General features: G+C 64.8%; 18 protein-coding genes. 3 read left to right on the top strand and 15 right to left on the bottom strand.

Annotated features, from left to right (window positions below):
- Positions 1 to 26 precede the first annotated feature (26 nt).
- The 5 genes from BLR94_RS08105 to BLR94_RS08085 form a co-directional block, all read right to left on the bottom strand.
- Positions 27 to 1,148, bottom strand: a complete 1,122-nt coding sequence (locus tag BLR94_RS08105; RefSeq protein WP_084304255.1) for a Re/Si-specific NAD(P)(+) transhydrogenase subunit alpha — start codon at positions 1,146 to 1,148, stop codon at positions 27 to 29.
- Positions 1,149 to 1,715: 567 nt separating this feature from the next.
- Positions 1,716 to 2,087 carry a hypothetical protein gene (locus tag BLR94_RS08100; RefSeq protein ID WP_084304473.1) on the bottom strand — a complete coding sequence of 124 codons (372 nt, stop codon included), beginning with the start codon at positions 2,085 to 2,087 and terminating at the stop codon, positions 1,716 to 1,718.
- Positions 2,088 to 2,299: 212 nt separating this feature from the next.
- Complete coding sequence (locus tag BLR94_RS08095; RefSeq protein WP_084304254.1) at positions 2,300 to 3,109, bottom strand: putative RNA methyltransferase; 810 nt, start codon at positions 3,107 to 3,109, stop codon at positions 2,300 to 2,302.
- Positions 3,109 to 4,251 (bottom strand): succinyl-diaminopimelate desuccinylase, encoded by a 1,143-nt coding sequence (gene dapE, locus BLR94_RS08090; protein WP_084304253.1) that lies wholly within the window; start codon positions 4,249 to 4,251, stop codon positions 3,109 to 3,111. The genes BLR94_RS08095 and dapE overlap by 1 nt, the downstream gene beginning before the upstream one ends.
- A 204-nt stretch (positions 4,252 to 4,455) precedes the next feature.
- Positions 4,456 to 7,053: a glycosyltransferase gene (locus tag BLR94_RS08085; protein WP_084304252.1), complete on the bottom strand. Its 2,598-nt coding sequence runs from the start codon at positions 7,051 to 7,053 to the stop codon at positions 4,456 to 4,458.
- Positions 7,054 to 7,281: 228 nt separating this feature from the next.
- On the opposite strand from BLR94_RS08085, the gene tcdA reads away from it, so the two are divergent.
- Positions 7,282 to 8,094 carry a tRNA cyclic N6-threonylcarbamoyladenosine(37) synthase TcdA gene (tcdA, locus tag BLR94_RS08080; protein ID WP_084304251.1) on the top strand — a complete coding sequence of 271 codons (813 nt, stop codon included), beginning with the start codon at positions 7,282 to 7,284 and terminating at the stop codon, positions 8,092 to 8,094.
- A 139-nt stretch (positions 8,095 to 8,233) separates the two neighbouring features.
- Positions 8,234 to 9,385, top strand: coding sequence for an alpha/beta hydrolase (locus BLR94_RS08075; protein ID WP_084304250.1), 1,152 nt, complete (start codon positions 8,234 to 8,236; stop codon positions 9,383 to 9,385).
- Between the two features lie 721 nt (positions 9,386 to 10,106).
- On the opposite strand, the gene BLR94_RS08065 is transcribed toward BLR94_RS08075, so the two are convergent.
- From BLR94_RS08065 to BLR94_RS08050, 4 genes are all read right to left on the bottom strand, one after another.
- Positions 10,107 to 10,517: a SufE family protein gene (locus tag BLR94_RS08065; protein ID WP_084304248.1), complete on the bottom strand. Its 411-nt coding sequence runs from the start codon at positions 10,515 to 10,517 to the stop codon at positions 10,107 to 10,109.
- Entirely contained in the window at positions 10,514 to 11,719 is a 1,206-nt protein-coding gene (locus tag BLR94_RS08060) for an aminotransferase class V-fold PLP-dependent enzyme (RefSeq protein WP_084304247.1), read from the bottom strand. The genes BLR94_RS08065 and BLR94_RS08060 overlap by 4 nt, the downstream gene beginning before the upstream one ends.
- Before the next feature lie 72 nt (positions 11,720 to 11,791).
- On the bottom strand, positions 11,792 to 12,826 hold the full coding sequence (gene dapD, locus BLR94_RS08055) for a 2,3,4,5-tetrahydropyridine-2,6-dicarboxylate N-succinyltransferase (protein ID WP_084304246.1): 1,035 nt from the start codon (positions 12,824 to 12,826) through the stop codon (positions 11,792 to 11,794).
- A gap of 39 nt (positions 12,827 to 12,865) precedes the next feature.
- Positions 12,866 to 13,213 carry an ArsC family reductase gene (locus BLR94_RS08050; RefSeq protein WP_084304245.1) on the bottom strand — a complete coding sequence of 116 codons (348 nt, stop codon included), beginning with the start codon at positions 13,211 to 13,213 and terminating at the stop codon, positions 12,866 to 12,868.
- 182 nt (positions 13,214 to 13,395) lie between these two features.
- On the opposite strand from BLR94_RS08050, the gene BLR94_RS08045 reads away from it, so the two are divergent.
- Complete coding sequence (locus BLR94_RS08045) at positions 13,396 to 15,036, top strand: Na+/H+ antiporter (RefSeq protein ID WP_084304244.1); 1,641 nt, start codon at positions 13,396 to 13,398, stop codon at positions 15,034 to 15,036.
- Between the two features lie 73 nt (positions 15,037 to 15,109).
- On the opposite strand, the gene BLR94_RS08040 is transcribed toward BLR94_RS08045, so the two are convergent.
- The 6 genes from BLR94_RS08040 to leuS form a co-directional block, all read right to left on the bottom strand.
- Entirely contained in the window at positions 15,110 to 16,261 is a 1,152-nt protein-coding gene (locus BLR94_RS08040; RefSeq protein WP_084304243.1) for an acyl-CoA dehydrogenase family protein, read from the bottom strand.
- A gap of 158 nt (positions 16,262 to 16,419) precedes the next feature.
- Positions 16,420 to 17,712 carry a lytic murein transglycosylase gene (locus BLR94_RS08035; protein ID WP_084304472.1) on the bottom strand — a complete coding sequence of 431 codons (1,293 nt, stop codon included), beginning with the start codon at positions 17,710 to 17,712 and terminating at the stop codon, positions 16,420 to 16,422.
- Between the two features lie 70 nt (positions 17,713 to 17,782).
- Positions 17,783 to 17,950 carry an alternative ribosome rescue factor ArfA gene (gene arfA / locus BLR94_RS08030; RefSeq protein WP_084304242.1) on the bottom strand — a complete coding sequence of 56 codons (168 nt, stop codon included), beginning with the start codon at positions 17,948 to 17,950 and terminating at the stop codon, positions 17,783 to 17,785.
- 87 nt (positions 17,951 to 18,037) lie between these two features.
- A complete protein-coding gene (holA, locus tag BLR94_RS08025) occupies positions 18,038 to 19,072 on the bottom strand; it encodes a DNA polymerase III subunit delta (protein ID WP_084304241.1) in 1,035 nt (344 codons plus the stop codon).
- Positions 19,073 to 19,416: 344 nt separating this feature from the next.
- Positions 19,417 to 20,022, bottom strand: coding sequence for an LPS-assembly lipoprotein LptE (locus tag BLR94_RS08020; protein ID WP_084304240.1), 606 nt, complete (start codon positions 20,020 to 20,022; stop codon positions 19,417 to 19,419).
- A gap of 114 nt (positions 20,023 to 20,136) precedes the next feature.
- Positions 20,137 to 22,743: a leucine--tRNA ligase gene (gene leuS / locus BLR94_RS08015; protein ID WP_084304239.1), complete on the bottom strand. Its 2,607-nt coding sequence runs from the start codon at positions 22,741 to 22,743 to the stop codon at positions 20,137 to 20,139.
- Positions 22,744 to 22,816: the final 73 nt, after the last annotated feature.

Raw genomic sequence — 22,816 nt, 5'->3', positions numbered from 1 at the left:
CCCTCTCCATAAAGAGAGGAGGGCCATCATGGGTTGATGCGCACGATCTCGCCGTCCTTGCACATCAGGCAGGCGGCGACGATGTCGTCTTCCAGGTCGAGGTGGAAGGCGCCGTTCTCGTCGATCACCAGCTTGAGGAAGTCGAGCAGGTTGCGTGCATACAGCGCCGAGGCATCGGCGGCGACCAGCGCGGGCAGGTTGCCGTGGCCGACCAGGGTCACGCCGTGCCTGACCACCACCTTGTCCAGCTCGGTTAGCGGGCAGTTGCCGCCCTGGATGGCCGCCAGGTCGATGACCACCGAGCCTGGCTTCATCTCGGCGACCGTGGCTTCGTGCAGCAGCGTGGGGGCCTTGCGGCCGGGAATCAGCGCGGTGGTGATAACGATGTCGGCCTGCTTGGCGCGTTCGTGCACGGCCCTGGCCTGGCGCTCCATCCACGAGGCGGGCATCGGGCGGGCATAACCGCCGACGCCTTCGGCGCATTCGCGCTCTTCATCGGTCTCGAACGGCACGTCGACGAACTTGGCGCCCAGTGACTCGATCTGCTCTTTCACTGCAGGACGCACGTCGGAGGCCTCGATCACCGCGCCCAGGCGCTTGGCGGTGGCGATCGCCTGCAGGCCGGCGACACCGGCACCGAGGATCAGTACCCGGGCAGCTTTCACCGTGCCGGCGGCGGTCATCAGCATCGGCATGAAGCGCGGGTAATGGTTGGCCGCCAGCATCACCGCCTTGTAGCCGGCGATATTGGCCTGGGACGACAGCACGTCCAGGCTCTGGGCGCGGGACGTGCGCGGCGCGGCTTCCAGGGCGAAGGCGGTGACGCCGGCGCCGTTGAGGCGGGCAATGGTCTCGTTGCTGAACGGGTTGAGCATGCCGACCAGCACGCTGCCCGGCTGCAGGAGAACCAGCTCGGCGTCGTCTGGTGCCACCACCTTGAGTATCAGCGCCGCACCGAATGCTGCAGTGGCATCGCCAATGCTCGCACCCACGGCTGCATAGGCACTGTCGGTGATGCTGGCTGCGATGCCCGCACCGCTCTGAACGGTGACCTGATGGCCCTGGGCAATCAGCTTCTTGATGGTTTCCGGCGTCGCGGCAACCCGCGTCTCGCCTGCATGGGTTTCGAGGGGAACACCAATGTGCACGCTTGCATCTCCTGCGATCGTTGCAGATTCACCCGAGGGTGACGGAGTACGGTATCGACTAAAGTCGATAGCCTGCATTCTGCAAAGGAAGCGGATCAGTAAGCAATATTCATGGAGTGTTTATTTGTCATGACTACAAGTTATTGGAGATATTGTTATTTTTCATGCGGAATTATTGTGATAAATAAGCAAATTAAGTCGCTAAGTTCGCTCAAGTATGCGCTATCAGGAATAAATTTCTTAAAATTAGGTTGATTGTATTTTTCCCGAGTGCGACGCGGTGTCACAGTGTTCAATATCATTTACAGGGGGTTGAACGGCATTTTTGGGTTTTATGTAGCGATGTTTTTAATTTGCTACAAGGTGTGGAAGCGTCATCTCAGGTCAGCGCGACCCGGCTGTCGCTTCGCTCGACGTCAGGCCACGAGGGTGATGCGCAGCTCGCGAGCGGCGCTGTTGGTAAGGCGGTTGAGAGATACGCAGCCCAATGGCACGCATGCACGGTTGATCGGCCAACCGTAGCCTGGGTTGAGCGACGCGATACCCGGGTCGCAGCAGCCGATGCGATCAGCCCGTGCGCCAGGTGATTTCCTGCACGCCGTCGGTGCTGATGCGCAGCCACTGATCGGCCTGCTCGTCGCTTTCTTCTTCTTCCCAGCTGCCAGGTGCGCAGCGGATTTCCACGTCCAGTGCGGTGTAGGCCGCCTGTGCGCAGGCCAGGTCGTCTTGCCAAGGCGTGGCGTCGCTTTCCAGGTACAGGCTGTGCCATTTGCCCACCGCCTTGGGCAGCCAGGTCACCGGGACATCGCCGGCGCGGCACTGGAAGGTCTGGCCTTTCTGCTGCCAGTCGGAGCAGGGGCCCAGGGCTTTAGTCAGCCAGGCGGCGATGGCCTGGTGATCGGCGTCCTTGAGGTATATCTCGATATCCGGTTGGCGCATTTTCATCCTCATCTCGATCTGCTGCGCGTCGGCCCTACCGCGTTAAAAACAGACTCGGAAGTTGTTTGCGACTAACGCACTTCAGTGCGGCCCCCGAAGGGGCGAACGAAGTGAGTCATGCTCATGTACAAAAGTACACTCCGCTTCCTCGTCTGTTTTTGCGGGGCCGCAGGCATTGTAGGGCTCCAGCTCGCAAGATCGTGCACAGGTTTTTAGGGGGCGTCACGCTCGATCCAATCGTAGCGGATGGCGACGGTCACTTCGAAGCTTTCGGCAATCACCGCAGCGCGGCGTTCCGCGCTGGCGCGCCAGCCATGGGGTGTCATCGCCAGCAGGTCGGCTCGTGCTTGCGGTGTGTCGAGCAGCAGCGGGAAGCTCAGGGTTTCGCTGTGCGCCAGGTGCATGCCCGGCGGGATCAGTTCGAGGTGCTTCTGGTCATCGTAATCGCGCACCTCATCGTAGAGTTTCTGACGCAGTTCCATCAGGTGGTCGCGAGTCGGCCCCATGCGCAGCAGGCCGCCACCGGGGGCGAGCAGGCGTTTGGCCTCCTGCCAGTCCAGCGGGCTGAACACACTGGCCAGCAACTGACAGCTGGCGTCGGCCAGGGGCACGCGGGCCATGCTGGCGATCAACCAGCTCAACTGGGGGGCACGCTTGCAGGCGCGCTTCACCGCTTCACGGGAGATATCCAGGGCATAACCATCGGCCTCTGGCAGCGCCGCGGCGATCTGCGCGGTGTAATAACCTTCGCCGCACCCGATATCCAGCCACTGCTGCGGGCCGTAACCGGCTGCCAGCTGTGCCAGCCGGGCAGCCAGCGGCGCGTAGTGGCCGCCATCGAGAAAGCGTCGGCGTGCCTCGACCATGGCGGCATTGTCGCCCGGGTCACGGCTGTTCTTGTGCTGTACCGGCAGCAGGTTGAGGTAACCCTGGCGGGCCCGGTCGAAGCGGTGGTTGGCCGGGCAGGCCACGCCGTTGTCGGCGGCCTGCAGCGGCGCCTGGCAGATCGGGCAACTGAGCATCAGGCGAGCAGCTTGACCAGGGTCTGATGGTAGATCTCGGTGAGTACCTCGAGATCGCTGGCCAGTACGCGTTCGTTGACCTGGTGGATGGTCGCGTTGACCGGGCCGAGCTCCACCACCTGGGTTCCCAGCGTGGCGATGAAGCGGCCATCGGACGTGCCGCCGCTGGTGCTTGGCGTGGTTTCACGACCGGTCACACTACGGATGCTGGCACTGACCGCATCGAGCAGGGCGCCCGGCTCGGTGAGAAAGGGCAGTCCCGACAGCGCCCATTCGATGTGATAGTCCAGGCCGTGCTTGTCGAAAATGGCGTTGACCCGCTGCTGCAGGCCTTCGACCGTCGATTCGGTGGAGAAGCGGAAGTTGAACACTGCGGTCAGTTCGCCAGGAATGACGTTGGTCGCTCCGGTGCCGGCGTTCAGGTTGGAGACCTGGAAGCTGGTCGGCGGGAAGAACGCGTTGCCGTCGTCCCAGTGCTCGGCGGCCAGTTCGGCCAGGGCCGGGGCGGCCAGGTGAATCGGATTCTTCGCCAGGTGCGGGTAGGCCACGTGGCCCTGGATCCCGCGCACGGTCAGGGTCGCGCCCAGGGAGCCGCGGCGCCCGTTCTTCACCACGTCGCCGACCTGCGACGTGCTCGACGGTTCGCCGACGATGCACCAGTCGAGGCGCTCGTTGCGCGCGGCCAGGCGTTCGACCACGGCCTTGGTGCCGTGGTGGGCCGGGCCTTCTTCGTCGCTGGTGATCAGAAAGCTGATGCGGCCCTTGTGGTTCGGGTACTCGGCGACGAAACGTTCGACGGCGATGATCATCGACGCCAGGCTGCCCTTCATGTCGGCGGCGCCACGGCCGCAGAGCATGCCCTGGTCGTCGATCAGCGCCTCGAACGGGCCGTGCTGCCAGGCCTGCAGCGGGCCGGTGGGTACCACATCGGTGTGCCCGGCGAAGCACAGCACCGGACCGTCCTGGCTGCCATGGCTGGCCCAGAAGTTGTCCACGTCCTCGATGCGCATCGCTTCGATGGCAAACCCCAGGGCCGCGAGACGACGCATCATCAGCTCCTGGCAGCCTTCATCCAGTGGCGTGACGGATGGCCGGCGGATCAGATCGCAGGCGAGCTCGAGGGTGGGGGACAGGGCCGTCATGGGAACTCCGGTAAAGTAATGCTCGTCAAGCAGTGCGGGGCGGGAAGGGCGCATAGCTTAAAGCAAAACGCGCCGGCCTCGTAGGCGTTCGGCCTTTTGACACAGCATGGAAAGGTCCCTGGGGATTGTTCGCGTGGTTGCCGCTCAGCAAGCCGAAAAGACAACGGCGGCCAATTGGCCGCCGTTGTCGTGTTGCCTGAAGAATCAGGCGTTCTCTGCCTCGGCCTGTACCACCGGGATCTCCAGCGGTTTGGGCTGCGACGAGAGCAGCGCCATGATCAGCGCGGCGAGGTACGGCAGCGATTGCACCAGCAGCATGATCACCCAGAACTTCACGTCGTAGCTGGGCAGGCCCTGGACGATGGCGATACCCAGGGCGGCGCCCCACAGCAGAAGCATGATGAAGACTTCTTCGCGGGCTTCGGCGAGGGCCACCATCAGGCCATGGCTGGAGCGCATCTTCGGCGTGCGGAAGAACGGGATGCTCTTGGTGAACGCGCCGTACAACACCGCCTTGGCGATGGTATGCGACAACGCCAGTCCGGCCACCGCGGCGCAGGCCGCATCCTTGAGGTTGACCCCGACCGCCCGTTGATACAGGAAGATGATCTTGCCCACCTTGAACAGAAACAGGGCCAGGGGCGGGATCGCGAAGATCAGCAATGGCGGGTCGACCCGTTGCGGCACGATGATCATCGCTGCCGACCAGAGCAGGGCGCCTGCGGTGAAGAAGATGTTCAGGCCATCGGCGACCCAGGGCAGCCAGCCGGCGATGAAGTGATAGCGCTGGCCGCGCTTGAGTTCGCTGCCCTTGCCGGCGAGCAGTTCACGGGCGTGCCCCTTCATGATCTGGATGGCGCCATAGGCCCAGCGGAAGCGTTGCTTCTTGTAGTCGATGAAGGTGTCCGGCATCAGCCCCTTGCCGAAGCTGTCATGGGCGTAAGCGGCGGAGTAGCCTTTCTCGAACACCCGCAGGCCCAGCTCGGCGTCTTCGCAGATGGTCCAGTCGGCCCACTTCAGCTCGTCCATCACCGTGCGGCGGATCATGGTCATGGTGCCGTGCTGGATGATCGCGTTGCGGTCGTTGCGGGTCACCATGCCGATATGGAAGAAGCCCTTGTACTCGGCGTAGCAGAGCTTCTTGAAGGTGCTTTCCTCGCCGTCGCGGTAGTCCTGCGGCGACTGCACCACGGCGATCGATGGATCGGCGAAGTGCGGCACCATGTGCTTGAGCCAGTTGCGATCGACGCAGTAGTCGGAGTCGATCACCGCCACCACCTCGGCATCCGCCGCGGTGTGCGGCAGGATGTAGTTCAGTGCGCCGCCCTTGAAGCCATGCAGCGGCGCCACATGGAAGAAGCGGAAGCGCGGGCCGAGCTCTGCGCAGTAGTCGCGTACCGGCTCCCACACCGCGGGATCCTTGGTGTTGTTGTCGATGATCAGGACTTCGAAGTCCGGATAGTCGAGGTTGGCCAGGGCGTCGAGGGTCTGTTTGACCATCTCCGGCGGCTCGTTGTAGCAGGGCACGTGGATCGACACCTTGGGACGGTAATCACTGTCACCCAGCACGGGGGTGAAGGAGCGCCGTCGCTGCGTCCATACCGTCTCGGCCAGTTCGTGGGCCTCGGTGAGCAGGACGATGAACACGCCGATGGCGCCGACGCCGAGCAGCAGGCCGACCAGCATGCTGAACCAGGTGCTGTACTGCTGGCTGTAGTCGTAGCCGATCCACACCAGGGCCGAGCCGCCGGCGAACGCGACGAAGGTCAGGAAAGTGCGTCCGCGCTGGTGCAGGGCGCTGCCATCGATGAGCATCAGCGCCAGGGACAGCAGCGCCATGACCACCGAGGCAACCGCCAGCAAGCGCCACTGGGGAATGGCTACCACCGGGCCCTCGAAGTTGAATTTGGCGTTGCGGTCGAGGTTGTAGACGCCCCAGTAGGCGCCCACCGAACCCTCATCACCGGCTTTCCACGGCTGGTCGAACGCCTCGATGACGAAGTAGTTGTAGCCCTGGGCATTCAGCGTGGTGACCAAGGTGCGCAGGTAGATGGCCTGATCCGCCTGGGTCGCCTCGGCGCCACCGCGCACGCGACCGTTGCTCGGCCAGCCGACCTCGGAGAGCAGCAGGGGTTTTTTCGGGAACAGCTTCTTCAGGTCCCGGGCGCGATCCAGGGTGAACTGGGTGGAGTCCTTCATCGGAATGAATTCCCAGTACGGCAGGACGTGGGCCGCGACCAGGTCCGCGTGGTCGGCCAGTTCCGGGTACTTCTCCCAGATGTGCCACTGCTCGGAGGTGGTGACCGGCACCTTGACCGCCGCGCGCACGCGGTCCATGTAACCGATCAGTTGCTTGGTGGTGACCTCGCGGCGAAACAGCGCCTCGTTGCCGACCACTACGCGCACGACGCTGCGTGAGGTATTGGCGATCTCGATGGCCTTGGCAACTTCGCGTTCGTTGCGTTCTTCGTCGGTGCCGATCCACACGCCCAGGGTCACGCGCAGGCCGAACTCCTCGGCGAGCAACGGGATCTTGTCCAGCGCGCCGTCCACCGAGTAGGTACGGATGCTGTCGGTCTGCTTGGCGAGCAGTTCAAGATCCGAGCGCATTTCCTCGTCACTGGGGTAGACGCCGGTTTGCGGGCTCTGTCCCTGGCGGAAGGGCGAGAACGAGTAGCCGGATATCTGCTCGGGCCAGTCCGGTGCCGTGACCGGGCGGTTGTAGAGCGCCCAGATACCGGTGAACAGGGCGGCAATAGCCAGGAATACAATCAGATTGAGGCCGAACTTGCGCGAAAGCATGCTGTGTCAGGTTCCGAAAGGTGGAACGGGGAGAAGGCCGGCGAGCGCCGGTTGGCGCGCATGCTACTCCGTCGTTGAATGACTGTATAGCACAGCTCGGGGCGGCTGTTTGCGCATGGGCCGCAGGGTTTCCGACGGCGCTGGGCCTCAACGCGGCGTGCCGGGCAGATGGTGCTTGGGATGGGCGGCCAGGCTTTCTATAATGCGCGCCCATCAGGAGGAGCCCGCATGTCGTTCGATGAGCAACGTTTCGCCGGAATTGCCCGGTTGTATGGCCGCCAAGGCGCGCAGCGGCTGGCGGCTGCGCACGTGGCGGTGGTCGGTATCGGCGGCGTGGGTTCCTGGGTGGCCGAGGCGCTGGCGCGCTCCGGGGTGGGCGAGATTTCCCTGTTCGACCTTGACGACGTCTGCCTCAGCAACACCAACCGGCAGGCCCACGCCCTGCAGGGCCAGGTCGGTCGTGCCAAGGTCGCGGTGATGGCCGAACGGCTGCGGGCCATCAACCCGGCCTGCGTGGTGCATGAGGTGGCCGACTTCGTGACCCGCGACAGCATGGCCGGCTACATCACCGTCGAACTGGACGCGGTGGTCGACTGCATCGACAGCGTGGCGGCCAAGGCGGCGCTGATTGCCTGGTGCAAGCGCCGCAAGATCACCATCGTCACCACCGGCGGTGCCGGCGGGCAGATCGATCCGAGCCAGGTGCAGGTGGGCGATCTGAACAAGACCTTCAACGACCCCCTGGCCGCCAAGGTGCGCTCCACGCTGCGCCGCGACTACGGCTTCTCCCGCACGCCGGGGCGCAACTACAGCGTGCCCTGCGTGTTCTCCACCGAACAGTTGCGCTACCCCGATGCGGGTGGCGGCATCTGCCTGAGCAAGGCATTCGTCGGCGAGGGCGTGAAGCTCGACTGTGCCGGCGGCTTTGGTGCGGTGATGATGGTGACCGCCACCTTCGGCATGGTGGCGGCGGCGCGCATCGTCGACAAGCTGGTGGGCGGTGCTCGCCGGCCGGCCGAGCGGCGTGCGCCGAACCCGTGATTCTTTACCTTTTCATTACCTGATGCTGACCCTCGCCAGCCGCCTGCTTTGCTAGGGTCTGTTGTCGTTTCAACGCGGCTCGCGTTGAAACGACAACAGACCCTGGCATCACCGATTATTTTCGAGGATCACCTGCATCATGTTGCGACCCCTCTCCTGGCTGGCCTCGCTGTTGCTGCTCAGTGCCTGCTCTCATCACCCGGAGCCACCGGCTTCGCTCGATTCGCGTATCGACCAGCTCGTGGCAGGGGCCTATCAGCCTCCGCGGCTGGCGGTGCAAGGCTGGCATGCCGAATGGACGCTCGACGACGAGGTCATGGACGTCGACTGGCTGGCACCGGCCCAGGCAAGCGCATTGCCGGTGATTCTTTACCTGCCGGGTCTTGGCGAGGACAGCCGCGCTGGCGAGCCCTGGCGGCGTGCCTGGGCGCAAGCCGGTTATGCGGTGCTGTCCGTGCAGGCGCACCGCGATGGACGCAGCATCTACGCCAGCAAGGAAGCGCAAGCCGGCGCATTCCAGGGCATCGCCCGGCGTGCCTATGCGGCGGATGCGCTGCAACGGCGGCTCGTGCAGCTCGACCTGGTGCTGCGCGAGGCGCGCCGTCGCGCGTCCGCCGGGGACGATGCCTTCAGCCGTGTCGATTGGCACCGGCAGGCGGTCGCCGGTTTCGACCTGGGTACACAGACCGCTGTCGCGCTGTCGACCGGCCAGCATGGCTGGGCGCCCCGTGTGGCGATCCTGCTCAGCCCCTACGCCCCGGCACCCGAATTGGCCCGGCAGGTCTCGATTCCGCTGCTGGGTGTCAGCGGCCAAGCCGACGAGGACCCGTTCAGCAACTGGGTGACACCTGCGCAACGCCATCAGATGTTCTGGCAGCACATCGAGGCCGCCGGCAGCTACCAGTTGCTGTTGGATCGCATGACCCATGCCCAGCTGGGCGGTACGTTCGCTGCCGAGCCAGGCAGGGCGGCCGGCGACAGGCCGCATGCCCGCCCCGGCACGGGTGGCGCACCTGGCGGTGGCCCGGGTATGGGGGGTGGCCAGGGTGAACCGGGCGGATCGGCCCGCTCCGCTGAACGTCGCAACGAGGGTGGCGGTCGCGAAAGGTATGGGCGAGGCGGCGAAGGCGAAGTCGATCCCCGGCGCGCCGCTATCCTCCTGGCGACCAGTGTCGCCTTTCTCGACACCTGCCTGCGCAACGATGCCGAGGCGCGGCACTGGCTGGAGTGGGAAGCCAATCGCTGGATGACGCCGGGCGCGCGCCTGGAGGCCAAGACTCGAACGCCCTGAACCCACGAGACCGGACAGGGTCCGCCACGATCTCGTGAGCCGCCCGTCCATCGCATGATGCGGGGCCGGCGCGACTGCCCGCCGGATGGCGCTCGAGAGCACCTGAAAACGAGGTTTTCTAGATACAGTATTTTTTATGTTAATCGTGTATTTGTATCGTTTTGCGCGGCGAGCAGTGCTTCCCCTCGGTTTGCGAGGTCAATTCGGGCTCGTGGGGCGCAGACCCGCTGCGTCCAGACGGTAGGCAACCCTGGTCGCGTTCGGCGGCCGATCCTGATCGGGAAAACCATGATGAGCCTCTGATGATTGTTATGCCTTCATGATGGTGTTGGGCCGGGTGATCGCTGATCCACGGCTGGCGCTGTGACGAGAAGCGTTCGCCAGATGGCCTGAGTTAAATGGGGGCCGAGCGCTGCTGCTTGATTCTGTATGCCGAGAACTTGATCCTCTGTGCCGCTCGGGTTCGCATGGCGGTAATCTTTGTGGGCACGGCGGCCGGCGGGGCACCAACGTATGGCGGTTCGAGCCGATACAGAGCGCTGTTTTTCCGATCTACCGGTGCTGCGATCCTGACCGGTAGGCGGGCAGAATCGGACCGATCAGGCCAGTTCGCAAGCGCCAGGGACAGCGTCATGGGCGATTCCGCTATCGGCGAGCGTGGCATCGCTGCAGCCAGGGTTTCTGCGGCGCTGCCGGATCGGCAGGCTTGGTGATTCGGTTGTCAGTACGGCGAGCCGTCGAGCAACTGGCGCATCCTCAGCACCACCGCATGCATGCCACTGGCACGCGAGGGCGACAGTTGACGCGACAGGCCGAGCTGGGTGAACCAGCCTGGCACATCCAGTTCCGCCAACTGCCCGCCATTCAGGCCATTGACCCTGGCCAGCAATACGGCGAGCAAGCCACGAATCAGGCGGGCATCGCTGCTGGCGCGGAAGTGCCAGGCGCCGTCGTGGCGTTCGCCGACCAGCCACACCTGGCTTTCGCAGCCGTGCACACGGTCGGCTTCGTGGCGGCCGGCCAGCGGCTCGAGGCGCTCGCCCCATTGCATCAGCAGCCGTGCGCGCTGTTCCCAGCCGGGGCAGGCGGCGAATGCGTCGAGGGCTTCGCGGGCGCTGTCGGGTAGGCTCATCGCAGCAACTCCAGGGCCTTGTCCAGGGCCGCGAAGAAACGCTGCAGGTCGCGTTCGTCGTTGTAGAGGCCCAGGGACACACGAATTGCGCCGCTCACCCCAAGCCGTTGCAGCAACGGCATCGCACAGTGATGACCCGCCCGCACGGCAATGCCTTGCTCGCTGAGCAGGTGGGCGAGGTCACCGCTGTGTATGCCCGCCACGGTAAAGCAGGCCAGTGCGGTTTCCGGCTCGCCGAGCAGGTGCAGGCCCGCATAGCGTTGCAGGCCGGTCAGCAGCAGTCGGTGCAGTGCGGCCTCGTGCTCGGCGATGGCTTCGGGGTCGAGGCTGCCGAGGTAATCCAGCGCTGCGCCGAACGCGATGACCCCGGACACCGGTGGGGTGCCGGCCTCCAGGCCGAGCGGTGCATCGCGAAAGGTCGCGGTGTGGTAATCCGTCTGCTGCAGCATTTCACCGCCGAACTGCCAGTGGCGCAGGCGCTGCAGGGCCGCACGCCGGCCATAGAGCAGACCGACGCCGTCCGGGCCATACAGCTTGTGGCTGGAGCAGACGTAGAAATCGCAGCCCAGTGCCTGCATGTCCTGGCGGCCATGCACGCTGGCCTGGGCGCCGTCGACGACGGTCAGCGCGCCCTGTTCGCGGGCGTGCCGGAGCAGCGCAGGCAGCGCTTGCCGGCGTCCAAGTACGTTGGACAGCTGGCTGAGGGCGAGCAGCCGGGTTCGCGGGCCGATCAGCGTGAGGGCTCGCTGCTGGTCGATGTCGCCCTGGGCCGTCAGCGGCAGCACTACCAGGGTGAGGGCCTTGCGGGCTGCCAGTTGTTGCCAGGGCAGCAGGTTGGCGTGGTGTTCGGCGGCACTGACGACGATCTCGTCGCCAGCCGCGAACAGGTGCTCCAGCCCATAGGCGAGCAGATTGAGGGCTTCCGTGGTGCCGCGGGTGAAGACGATCTCTTCGCTGTCCGCGGCATTCAGCCAGCGCGCGGCATGGCGGCGGGTGTCTTCGAAGGCACGGGTGGCGCGTTCGCCAGGCAGATGCTGGGCACGGTGCACATTGGCGGCACCGCCGGCGTAATAGGCCAGCAAGGCATCCAGCACCGCTTGTGGTTTCTGCGCTGTGGCGGCGCTGTCGAGGTAGGTCTGGCCTTCGCGTTCGAGGGCCAGCAGGCCGGGAAAATCGGCACGCCAGGGGGAAGTGAGAACCATGAGCTTCAAGCTGCAAGCTGCAAGTCAGGCTGCGGCTTGCAGCGTGTGACTTGCAGCTTGGCGCTGCCTCTTTTAGTTGTGAGCGTGCAGGGCTTCGTTCAGCTCGATGGCCGACTTGTTGGTCTTGCACTCCACCGCGCCCGTTTGCGAGTTGCGGCGCAGCAGCAGGTCGGCCTGGCCCGCCAGGTCACGACCCTTGACCACCCTGACCAGGTTGTTCTGGTCGTCGAGCAGGGCGATCTTGGTGCCCGCGGTCACGTACAGGCCGGCCTCGACGATGTTGCGGTCGCCCAGCGGAATGCCGATACCGGCGTTGGCGCCGATCAGGCAGCCTTCGCCGACCGAGATGACGATGTTGCCGCCACCGGAGAGGGTGCCCATGGTCGAGCAGCCGCCGCCCAGGTCCGAGCCCTTGCCGACGAATACGCCTGCGGAAACGCGGCCTTCGATCATGCCGGGACCGGCGGTGCCGGCGTTGAAGTTGACGAAGCCTTCGTGCATCACGGTGGTGCCTTCACCGATGTAGGCGCCCAGGCGAATACGCGCGCTGTCTGCGATACGCACGCCGGTGGGGACCACGTAGTCGGTCATTTTCGGGAATTTGTCCACCGAGAAGACTTCCAGCAGATCGCCCTTCAGGCGTGCTTCCAGTTGGCGCTCGGTCAGTTCCAGCAGATCGACCGCGCCCTGGCTGGTCCAGGCGACGTTGGGCAGCAGCGGGAAGATGCCGGTCAGGTTCAGGCCGTGGGGCTTGACCAGGCGGTGCGACAGCAGGTGCAGCTTGAGGTAGGCCTCGGGCGTGCTGGTCAGGGCGGTATCGTCGGCCAGCAGGGTGGCCACCAGGGGCTTGGCGCTTTCCGCCAGGCGGGTGAGCAGGGCGCTCTGCACGGTGTCGATGCCCTTCAGGGCGCTGGCCAGTTCGCCAGCCTGCTGGTTGGTCAGTGTGATGGCCTGGTTGCCACCACTGTAGCCAAGCTTCTCGGTAACCTTGGCGACCAGTTCGGCGCCCGGGTTGAGCAGCGGCTGTGCGTAGAACACTTCCAGCCAGGTACTTTGACGGTTTTGCGTGCCGACCCCGAAGGCCAGGCTGAACAGGGTGTTGGACATGGGTTTTTCCTTGCAACGAATTCGATTGAGGTGGCGGTATCAGGCCAGTTCGGCGGCATAACGCTCGGGTTTGAAGCCGACCAGCGTACGGGCGCCCAGATCCAGCACGGGGCGCTTGATCATCGATGGCTGGGCGAGCATCAGTTCGATGGCCCTGGCCTGGTCGAGATCGCTTTTCCGGGCGTCGTCGAGTTTGCGGAAGGTGGTGCCGGCGCGGTTGAGGATGGTTTCCCAGCCGTGCTCGTCACACCACTTCTGCAGGTTGTCGCGGTCGATGCCGGCGGTCTTGTAGTCGTGAAACCGGTACCCGATACCCCGCTCGTCGAGCCAGGTACGGGCCTTTTTCATGGTGTCGCAGGCCTTGATGCCATACAGGACGTTAGTCATTGATTTTCCTCGGAAGGATTCCACTCGTCGAATCCCTCTCAATACCTTGTTAATTCCGCGTGGTGGATTATGCCACGTCGACCCGGCTTGCGGCGCTGTCAGGTGGCCGGCCCACCTAGACAGGTTAGAATGCCTGGCCCGTGCGCGTCATGCGGCCTCGTTCGCCAAGGATCCTTCCCGTCATGCAGCTTCTCTACACCATCCTGATCATGTTGCTGGTGGTCAGTGGTACGCGCATCAGCGCCCAATTCATTCCCCTGCCATTGCCGATCCTGCAGATTCTGATCGGTGCCCTGCTGGCGATTCCGGCGCTGGGGCTGCATGTCAGGCTCGACCCCGAGCTGTTCCTCCTGCTGTTCATCCCGCCGCTGTTGTTCGTCGATGGCTGGCGCATGCCCAAGGGGCAGTTCCGCAAGCTGCGTACACCGATCCTGTTTCTCGCCTTCGCGCTGGTGTTCTTCACCATTCTCGGCGCGGGTTACTTCATTCACTGGTTACTTCCCCAGGTGCCCCTGGCGGCCTGCTTCGCGCTGGCGGCGGTATTGTCGCCGACCGACGCCGTCGCAGTGTCGGCGATCGCCCATGGGCGCCTGCCCAGCACCCTGAACAACCTGCTGCAGGGCGAGGCGCTGATGAACGACGCCTCGGGCCTGGTCGCCTTCAAATTTGCCGTGGCTGCGACCCTGACCGGGGTGTTTTCCCTGGGCGACGCCAGCCTGCAATTCCTGCTGGTGGCGGTCGGCGGGCTGCTGATCGGCATGGCGCTGAGTTATCTGCTGGGGCGTCTGCGGGCCTGGATGATCGCCCGTGGCTGGGAGGAACCGGCACCCCACGTGCTGCTGATGCTGCTGCTGCCCTTCGCTGCCTACGTGGCTGCCGAACACCTGGGGCTGTCAGGCATTCTCTCGGCGGTGGCCGCCGGCATGATGCAGAGCCGCCTCGACCTGCTGCCACGGCAGACCACCACGCGCCTGCTCAACCGCAGCGTATGGGCGATGCTCGAGTTCACCTTCAATGGCCTGATCTTCCTGCTCCTGGGCCTGCAGTTGCCGGACATCCTCGAAGCGGTCGTTGGTGACCACACCGATGCCTGGCGATTGCTGCTGCCCGCACTTGGCTATGTGCTGGCGGTGTACGCCGTGCTGATGGCACTGCGCTTCGTCTGGGTCTACAGCTACTGGCGCACCTCCGGCATGCTGCGCCGCTGGCGGGGCAAGCCGACCCGCTTCGCCGGGCAGTCGCGCATCGCCCTGACCAGCGTGCTGACCCTGGGAGGCGTGCGTGGCGCGGTGACCCTGGCGGGCGTGATGTCGTTGCCACTGCTGCTCAACAATGGCGAGGCGTTTCCCGAGCGCGACCTGCTGATCCTCATCGCCGCTGGGGTGATCCTGTTGTCGCTGCTGGTCGCCAGTGTCGCCTTGCCGAGAATTTTGCCGCTGTTGCCGCAGGACAACGTGGCGCTCCAGGAGGGCGAGCTCAACCGTCACCGCGCTCAAGTGCTGCAGGCGGCCATTCGCTGCCTGGAGGCCGACGACGAAAAGGCCGTGGATGCCGACGGCGCGATCGCCGCCGCTGAGATCCGTGCCAAGCTGATGAGCGAATACCGCGACCTGCTCGAGCGCACCCGCACGCGCGGTGCCGAGGCGTCTCGCGACCACCAGCAGCAAGCCGACCAGCTGGAGTACCGCATGCGCCTGCATGCGCTGCGCACCCAGCGCCTGGAACTGTACCGGATGCGCAAGGAGAACCAGTTGGACGATGACATGCTGGCGGAAATCCTTCGCGACCTGGACAACGCCGAGGCGCGCCTGCTCAAGGGTTAGGGTCTGTTGAGGTTTCAGCGCAACCCGTAGGGCCGGGCCGGCGCGGTCGTGCTGAAACATCAACAGACCCTGGTCAGGGTTGGTAATGCTTCAGCTCCCGGGCAATCAACAGGCGCTGGATCTCGCTGGTGCCTTCGTAGATCTGTGTGATGCGGGCATCCCGGTAATAGCGCTGCACCGCAAAGTCCTCCAGGTAGCCGTAGCCGCCATGCACCTGCAGCGCCTTGGAGCACACCCGCTCGGCCATTTCCGAGGCGAACAGCTTGGCCTGTGAGGCTTGCGACAGGCACGCCTGGCCGGCGCTGCGCAGGCGTGCTGCGTGCAGGGTCAACAGGCGGGCGGCGTTGATCTGGGTGTGCATGTCGGCGAGCAGGTTGGCGATGCTCGGGTGTTCGCCGATGGGTTTATCGAACTGTATCCGCTCACGGGAGTAGAGCAGCGCCGCTTCGAAGGCGGCGCGGGCGATACCGACGGCCTGGGCGGCGATACCGATGCGCCCGCCCTCCAGATTGGACAGGGCGATGCCCAGCCCCTTGCCGCGCTCGCCGAGTAGATTGCCGGCCGGGATGCGACAGCTCTCCAGGACGATGGCACAGGTGTCCGAGGCGCGAATGCCCATCTTCTGTTCGTTTCTTTCGATGCGAAAACCAGGGGTATCGGTCGGCACCAGAAAGGCGGAGATGCCCTGTTTGCCAAGCGCGGCATCGGTGACCGCGAAGACGATGGCCAGGCCGGCGCGGCGGCCGTTGGTGACGAACTGCTTGGCTCCATCGAGGATCCAGTGATCGTCACGCCGTTCGGCACGGGTGCGCAGGTTGTGGGCCTCCGAGCCCGCCTGGGGTTCGCTCAGGCAGAAACAGCCGATCACCGCACCGCTGGCCAGGCGCGGCAGCCATTCGTTCTTCTGGGCTTCGCTGCCGTGGTTGAGCAGAGGGCCGCAGCCCACCGCGTTGTGCACGCTCATCAGGGTGCCGGTGGCGGCATCGGCGGCGGAGACTTCCTCCACGGCCAGGGCGTAGGCCACATAGTCGAGGTAACTGCCACCCCAGGTGTCCGGGACGATCATCCCCAGCAGGCCCATGTCGCCCATCTGCGCGACCACCGCATCATCGATCCAGCCGGCCTTTTCCCATTGCTGGGCGTGGGGGGCGATGGCGCGGCGGGCGAACTGCCGGGTGCAGTCGCGGATCATGCGTTGCTCGTCGTTCAGTTCGCTGTCGTGCATGGCGACCTCTCTCTTATCATTGGCCCGCGCCGGATCACGGCGTACGGGCAGGCGAGGCCGCCACGGATCGCGCGGCTGGCCTGACTACAGCGTCGCTCAGGAAAGGGATGATCGCAAACCCTGGAGGGCGCGCGGTGACGGTCGTCACCGCCTTAGGGTCAGTTCTGCTGGCGCAGGCGGTCGAGCAGGTTGCTGTCCGGATAGCCATCGGCCGGCCAGCCCAGGTGCAGCTGGAAGGCACGGATCGCCTTGCGGGTGTTGGCGCCGATGATGCCGTCGGCATGGCCGGCGTCGAAGCCACGGGCGTTCAGGCGCTCCTGCAGCTCGACGCGTTCGCTGCGCCCCAGTTGCCGGTCGCCTTCCGGCCAGGCGCCCTGCACGCCACTGCCACCGCGCAGGCTGTCGGACAGCAGGCCGATGGCCAGGGCGTAGGAGGTGGAGTTGTTGTAGCGCAGGATGCTGCGGAAATTACCCAGCAGCAGGAAAGCCGGCCCACGGTGCCCGGCGGGCAGCAGCAGGGTGGCGCTGGCGTCGTCCCGCGGGGTGCTCAGCGGCTGGCTCACCGGCTGAATGCCCAGGGCACGCCATTCGCTCAGGCTGCGGCGAACGTCCGGGTCGGCCAGGGCGTAGTCGAAGCCGTGCGGCAACTGCACCTCGAAACCCCAGGGCTGGCGCAGTTGCCAGCTGGAGCCTTGCAGGTAGTGGGCGGCCGAGGCCAGTGCATCGGCCGAGGACGTCCATACGTCGCGCTTGCCGTCGCCATCGAAGTCCACCGCATGCTCGTTGTAGGTGGTGGGCATGAACTGGGTCTGGCCCATGGCGCCGGCCCAGGAGCCGACCAGGCTTTCCGGGGCTATGTCGCCATGCTGAAGGATCTGCAGCACGGCCAGCAACTGGCTGCGCCAGAAGGCCTGGCGGCGGCCCTCATAGGCCAGCGTGGCCAGGGAGCGCACCACGTTGTGGCTGCCGATGTTGCTGCCGAAGTTGCTTTCCATGCCCCAGATGGCGACCAGGGTTTCCGCATCGACGCCATAGCGCTGTTCGATCTGGTTGAGCAGGGCACGGTTCTGCGTCAGCAGGATACGCCCGCGGGCGATGCGGCTGGGGGAAACGGCACCGTTCAGGTATTCCCATACCGGGCGGCTGAATTCGGGCTGGCTGCTGTCGGCCTTGACCACATCGGGATTCGGTACGACCCCGGCGAAGGCGCGGTCGAACAGGGTCGGGCTGATGCCGGCGGCGATCGCATCGCTGCGCAACAGGTCACGCCACTGTTCGAAGCTCAACGGCGCCTGGGCGGGTTGGGCGAGGGCGGCATTGGCAGGGGGATTGCCCGGCGTAGCGCTCGAGGTGGCCAAGGGCTGGGCGGGGGCATCGGCACAGGCGGTGAGCAAGAGCAGGAAGCTGGCCGCAGCGGTGGCAGGCAGGCCGCGAATGAACAGGTTGGGCATGGTCATCTCAACACGTTTTGCAGGCGACCACCTTAGCACGGATGAGTAGCGGTGCGGGTTGGAGGAACGTTCAAGCGAGACTTTTCAACGGCTCCAGAAACGAAAAAGCCTCCCAGTTCTGCTGGGAGGCTTGGCGGCGGTAGCTGCCTTTTCCTTTGCCGGGCCGTTCCTGGCGTGAGCGGAACAGTGGCTGGGCGATGATGGATTTGGCCTTGTTGGGGCGTGCTTTCTTGCTCATGGCAGGTCCTCGATCAGCGCTCGCGCCGATGCGAGCGGCCCGAATGATGCGCCGCTGCGGGGGCGATGTCCACAGTTGCTGGTGGCTTCAGGCGCCTAGCCTGAGGCGCTGCCCGGCCATCATCAGCACCAGGCGCGACAGGCTCGTCCAGGGGTCGCCCGCCGCCTGGCCCTTGACCTGGGCGTCGATTTGCTGGGCATCCATCAGCAGCGCGTTCCAGCGTGCCGGCGAATGGCGCTGCAGGGCCTTGCTCACCAGCGGCCGACGCTTGTCCCAGACCGGCGGGCGGGCCGAGGCGAAGGCCTTGTCCAGCGGCACGCCCTGGCTGAACTGATAGGCCAGGTTGGCCAGCTGGCGCAGTTCGCGGGCCAGCATCACCACGATGAACAGCGATTCCTGGCCTTCGCCACGCAAGCCATCGAGCATGCGCAGGGCATGGGCGGCTTCGCCATTGAGGATGGCGTCGATCAGGCCGAACACGTCGTAACGGGCACTGTCGGCAACGGCCGCCTGTACGGTGCCAGCATCGATCTGCTGGCCATCGGCGAGCAGCTTGAGTTTCTCGATTTCCTGGGCGGCGGCCAGCAGGTTGCCTTCTACCCGGGCGGCGATCAGGTCCACCGCGTCGGCAGTGGCATTCATTCCGGACTGGGCCAGGCGCTGACGAATCCATTGCGGCAACTGGTTGGCGTCCACCGGCCAGATCTGCACGAACTGGCAATGCGGTCCGTCGATCAGCGCCTTGGCCCACTTGGTCTTCTGCGCGCTGCCGTCGAGTTTGGGCAGACTGATCAGCAGCAGGGTGTCTTCCGGTGGCCTGCCCAGGTATTCGATGATCGCTGCAGCACCCTTGTCGCCTGGCTTGCCATTGGGAATACGCAGTTCGATGACGCGCTTGTCGGCGAACAGCGACAGGCTGGCGCCGGCCTCATAGAGCATGCCCCAATCGAAGTTGGTTTCGGCATGAAACACCTCGCGCTCGGTGAAGCCTTGAGCACGGCTGGCGTTGCGGATGGCATCGGTGGCCTCCTGGCAGAGCAGCGCTTCGTCGCCGCAGACCACGTAGACGGGAGCCAGGGAACCCTGGAGGTGTTTGCCGAGTTGGGCGGGGGCGAGTTTCATGAGTCTCTAAACCTGAGGGTCGAAGGAGCGACCCCATCCGTCTTGGAGCCTGTTCACGATTTCGACGAGCCTTCACCTGCAGTGGCAGCAAAGCGGCTGAAGCAGTCGTAGGGTGGGTCGGGGCGCGTAGCTGACGCTTTTTTCATCCACCATTGTGATCGCGTGGTGGTGGACGGATGAAGCGCCGTCCACCCTACGACTGTTGTACATGAGCACTACTCGCTCCGCTCGCCTTCCGGGCCGCTCTAAAGAGCGTCGGCCGCAAGCGGCTATCCGACCGGGCTGGCGATCCAGCCTGTTTTCAGCGCTGCAGGGCCGACGCGCAGCAGATCGTAAGCAGGTTCTTACTGCACCGGCAGTTCGATGGGTGACTGCTGCGGCTGTGCGGCTTCGCGCTGGCGTGCGGCTTCCAGGGCGTCGGCTTCAGCCTTGGCCTTGGCTTCGGCAGTCTGTTGCAGGGCGTCGAGCTGTTGCGGCGTGATCTGCTGCAGGCGCTGGGCCAGTTGCTGGATCAGGTCGCGGCGCATTTCGGTGCGCAGTCGAGCCGACTCCTGGTCATTGCTGACCAGGTTGTTGGAGTCCTGCACGTAGTAGGTCTGCACTTCCAGCTGATTGCTCAGCAGCAACAGATCCTTGGCGCCACGGATTTCGTAGTTCAGGGTCAGGGTGCGCTCGTACTCCGCGCTGCGAGCGGAGCTGGTATAGCTGGCGGAACGCTGCCTTTCCTGCTCGCTGGCCAGGTACAGCTTGTAGGCAGCCCCCGGGAATACGCGAACGCCATTGTTCTCCAACACCTCGCGGAGGTCGCGTACGGTATCGCCGTAGCTGTCCCGGGCGCTGACTTCCAGCTCCTTCAGGGCGAACTGCACGTCACCGGTGCCGCGCAGCTGGAAGCCGCATGCACCGAGCAGGCCCGCCAGGCCGATTACCAACAGATTGCGCTTGATCATCTCGTTATCCCCTTGTCCCGCCGGCTCCGCTGGCCGGCATGGGCAGGCACGGGTGCCTGCATTGCCGATACGTTGACCCGGTATCGGCAGTACGCCGATACCTCAGTTGTCGCCTCAGTTGGCGACGATGTTGACCAGCTTGCCGGGCACCACGATGACCTTGCGGATCGTCAGCCCTTCGGTGAAGCGTTGTACGTTTTCGTTGCTGCGCGCAGCGGCTTCGACCGCTTCGCGGCTGGCGTCGGCCGGTACGTCGATCTGGCCGCGCAGCTTGCCGTTGACCTGAATCACCAGTTGCAGGCTGTCCTGCACCAGCGCCGATTCGTCCACGGCTGGCCAGGAGGCGTCGATGATCGCTTCCTCGTGACCCAGCTCCTGCCACAGTTCGTGGCTGATGTGCGGGGTGATCGGGGCGAGCAGCAGGGCGACGGCTTCCAGGCCTTCCTGAAGCAGGGCGCGCTGCTGATCGGTGTCCTGAGGCGCCTTCTCCAGCACATTCATCAGGGTCATCACCTGGGCGATGGCCGTGTTGAACTTGTGGTGCTGGCCCACATCCTGGGAAGCCTGTCTGATCGCCAAGTGGATGGCGCGGCGCACGTCCTTGCCGGCGTCGTCCAGCCTGGCGGTATCCAGTACGCCCGGCAGGCCCTGGCTGACGTGGCCCTGGGCCAGGCGCCAGACACGGCGCAGGAAGCGGTTGGCGCCTTCGATGCCGGCGTCGGACCATTCGCAACTCATGTCCGGTGGCGATGCGAACATCATGAACAGACGGCAGGTATCGGCACCGTAGGCATCGATCATCGCCTGTGGGTCGACGCCGTTGTTCTTCGACTTGGACATCTTCTCGGTGCCGCCGATTTCCACCGGCAGGCCGTCGCTTGCCAGCTTGGCAGCGATCACCTTGCCCTTGGCATCACGCTCGACGGTGACATCGGCCGGGTTGAACCAGTCCTTGCCGCCGTTATCCAGGGTGCGGTAGTAGGTCTCGGCAACCACCATGCCCTGGGTCAGCAGGTTCTTGAACGGCTCGTTGGACGACAGCAGGCCTTCGTCACGCATCAGCTTGTGGAAGAAGCGCGCATAGAGCAGGTGCAGGATCGCGTGTTCGATGCCACCGATGTACTGGTCTACCGGCAGCCAGTGGTTGGCTGCGGCCGGGTCGACCATGCCGCCGGTGTAGTGTGGCGAGGCGTAGCGTGCGAAGTACCAGGACGATTCCACGAAGGTGTCCATGGTGTCGGTTTCACGCTTGGCCGGTGCGCCGCATTTCGGGCAGTTGCATGCGTAGAACGCGGGCATGCGTGCCAGGGGCGAGCCGGCGCCGTCCGGCACCACGTCTTCGGGCAGCACGACCGGCAGTTGATCTTCCGGCACCGGCACGTCACCGCAGGTATCGCAGTGGATGATCGGGATCGGGCAGCCCCAGTAGCGCTGGCGGCTGATGCCCCAGTCGCGCAGGCGGAACTGGGTGCGGGATTTGCCCAGCTCCTTGCGGATCAGCGCCGCCTCGATGGCGTCGAATGCGCCTTCGAAGTCCAGGCCGTCGAATTCGCCGGAATTGATCAGTTGACCATGTTCGTTGTACGCGGCCTGCCAGGGTGCAGGTGTTTCGTCACCGGCACTGGTCCGTACCACGGCCTTGATCGGCAACTGGTACTTGATGGCGAATTCGAAATCGCGCTCGTCGTGAGCGGGTACGGCCATGACTGCGCCGTCGCCGTAGTGCATCAGCACGTAGTTGGCGACCCAGACCGGCAGCTTTTCGCCAGTCAGCGGGTGTTCGACGAGCAGCGAGGTCGGCCGGCCTTTCTTCTCCTGGGTGGCAACGTCGGCTTCAGCCACGCTGCCGCCTTTGCATTCGGCGATGAACGCTTGCAATTCGGGGTCGTTCTGCGCCGCCAGAGTGGCCAGCGGGTGCTCGGCGGCCACGGCGACGTAAGTCGCGCCCATCAGGGTGTCGGGGCGGGTGGTGAAGACCTTCAGGGTGCCGGCTTCGCCGATGGACGCCTGATCGTAGGGGAACTGCACTTCCATGCCGCGGGATTTGCCGATCCAGTTGCGCTGCATGGTCTTGACCTGTTCCGGCCAGCCATCGAGTTCATCCAGGCTACTCAGCAGTTCATCCGCGTAGGCGGTGATCTTGAAGTAGTACATGGGGATTTCGCGCTTCTCGATCACCGCGCCGGAGCGCCAGCCGCGGCCGTCGATGACCTGCTCGTTGGCCAGCACGGTCTGGTCGACCGGGTCCCAGTTGACGGTGCCGTTCTTGCGGTAGATCACGCCCTTTTCGAACAGGCGGGTGAACAGCCATTGTTCCCAGCGGTAGTAGTCCGGCTTGCAGGTGGTGACTTCACGGGACCAGTCGATGGCCAGGCCCAGGCTCTTGAGCTGGGTCTTCATGTACTCGATGTTCTCGTAGGTCCACTTGGCCGGCGCCACGTTGTTCTTCATCGCGGCGTTTTCCGCCGGCATGCCGAACGCGTCCCAGCCCATGGGTTGCAGCACGCTCTTGCCCTGCATCCGTTGATAGCGCGCGATCACGTCACCGATGGTGTAGTTGCGCACGTGCCCCATGTGTAGCTTGCCGCTCGGGTAGGGGAACATCGACAGGCAGTAGAACGTCTCCTTGCCGGGTTGCTCGCTGACTGCAAAGGAGTTCTGCGCATCCCAGTGGGATTGCGCGGCGGCTTCGATTTCGCGTGGCTGATACTGTTCGTGCATGGCTACTTGCGCTAGGGAAAGGGGCTTTCGGAAAACGCCGTAGCATACATGACCCCCCTTGACGGAGGGAAAC

Source organism: Phytopseudomonas flavescens (assembly GCF_900100535.1).
Lineage (GTDB): Bacteria > Pseudomonadota > Gammaproteobacteria > Pseudomonadales > Pseudomonadaceae > Aquipseudomonas > Aquipseudomonas flavescens.
This window is presented reverse-complemented; position numbering and strand designations above follow the sequence as displayed.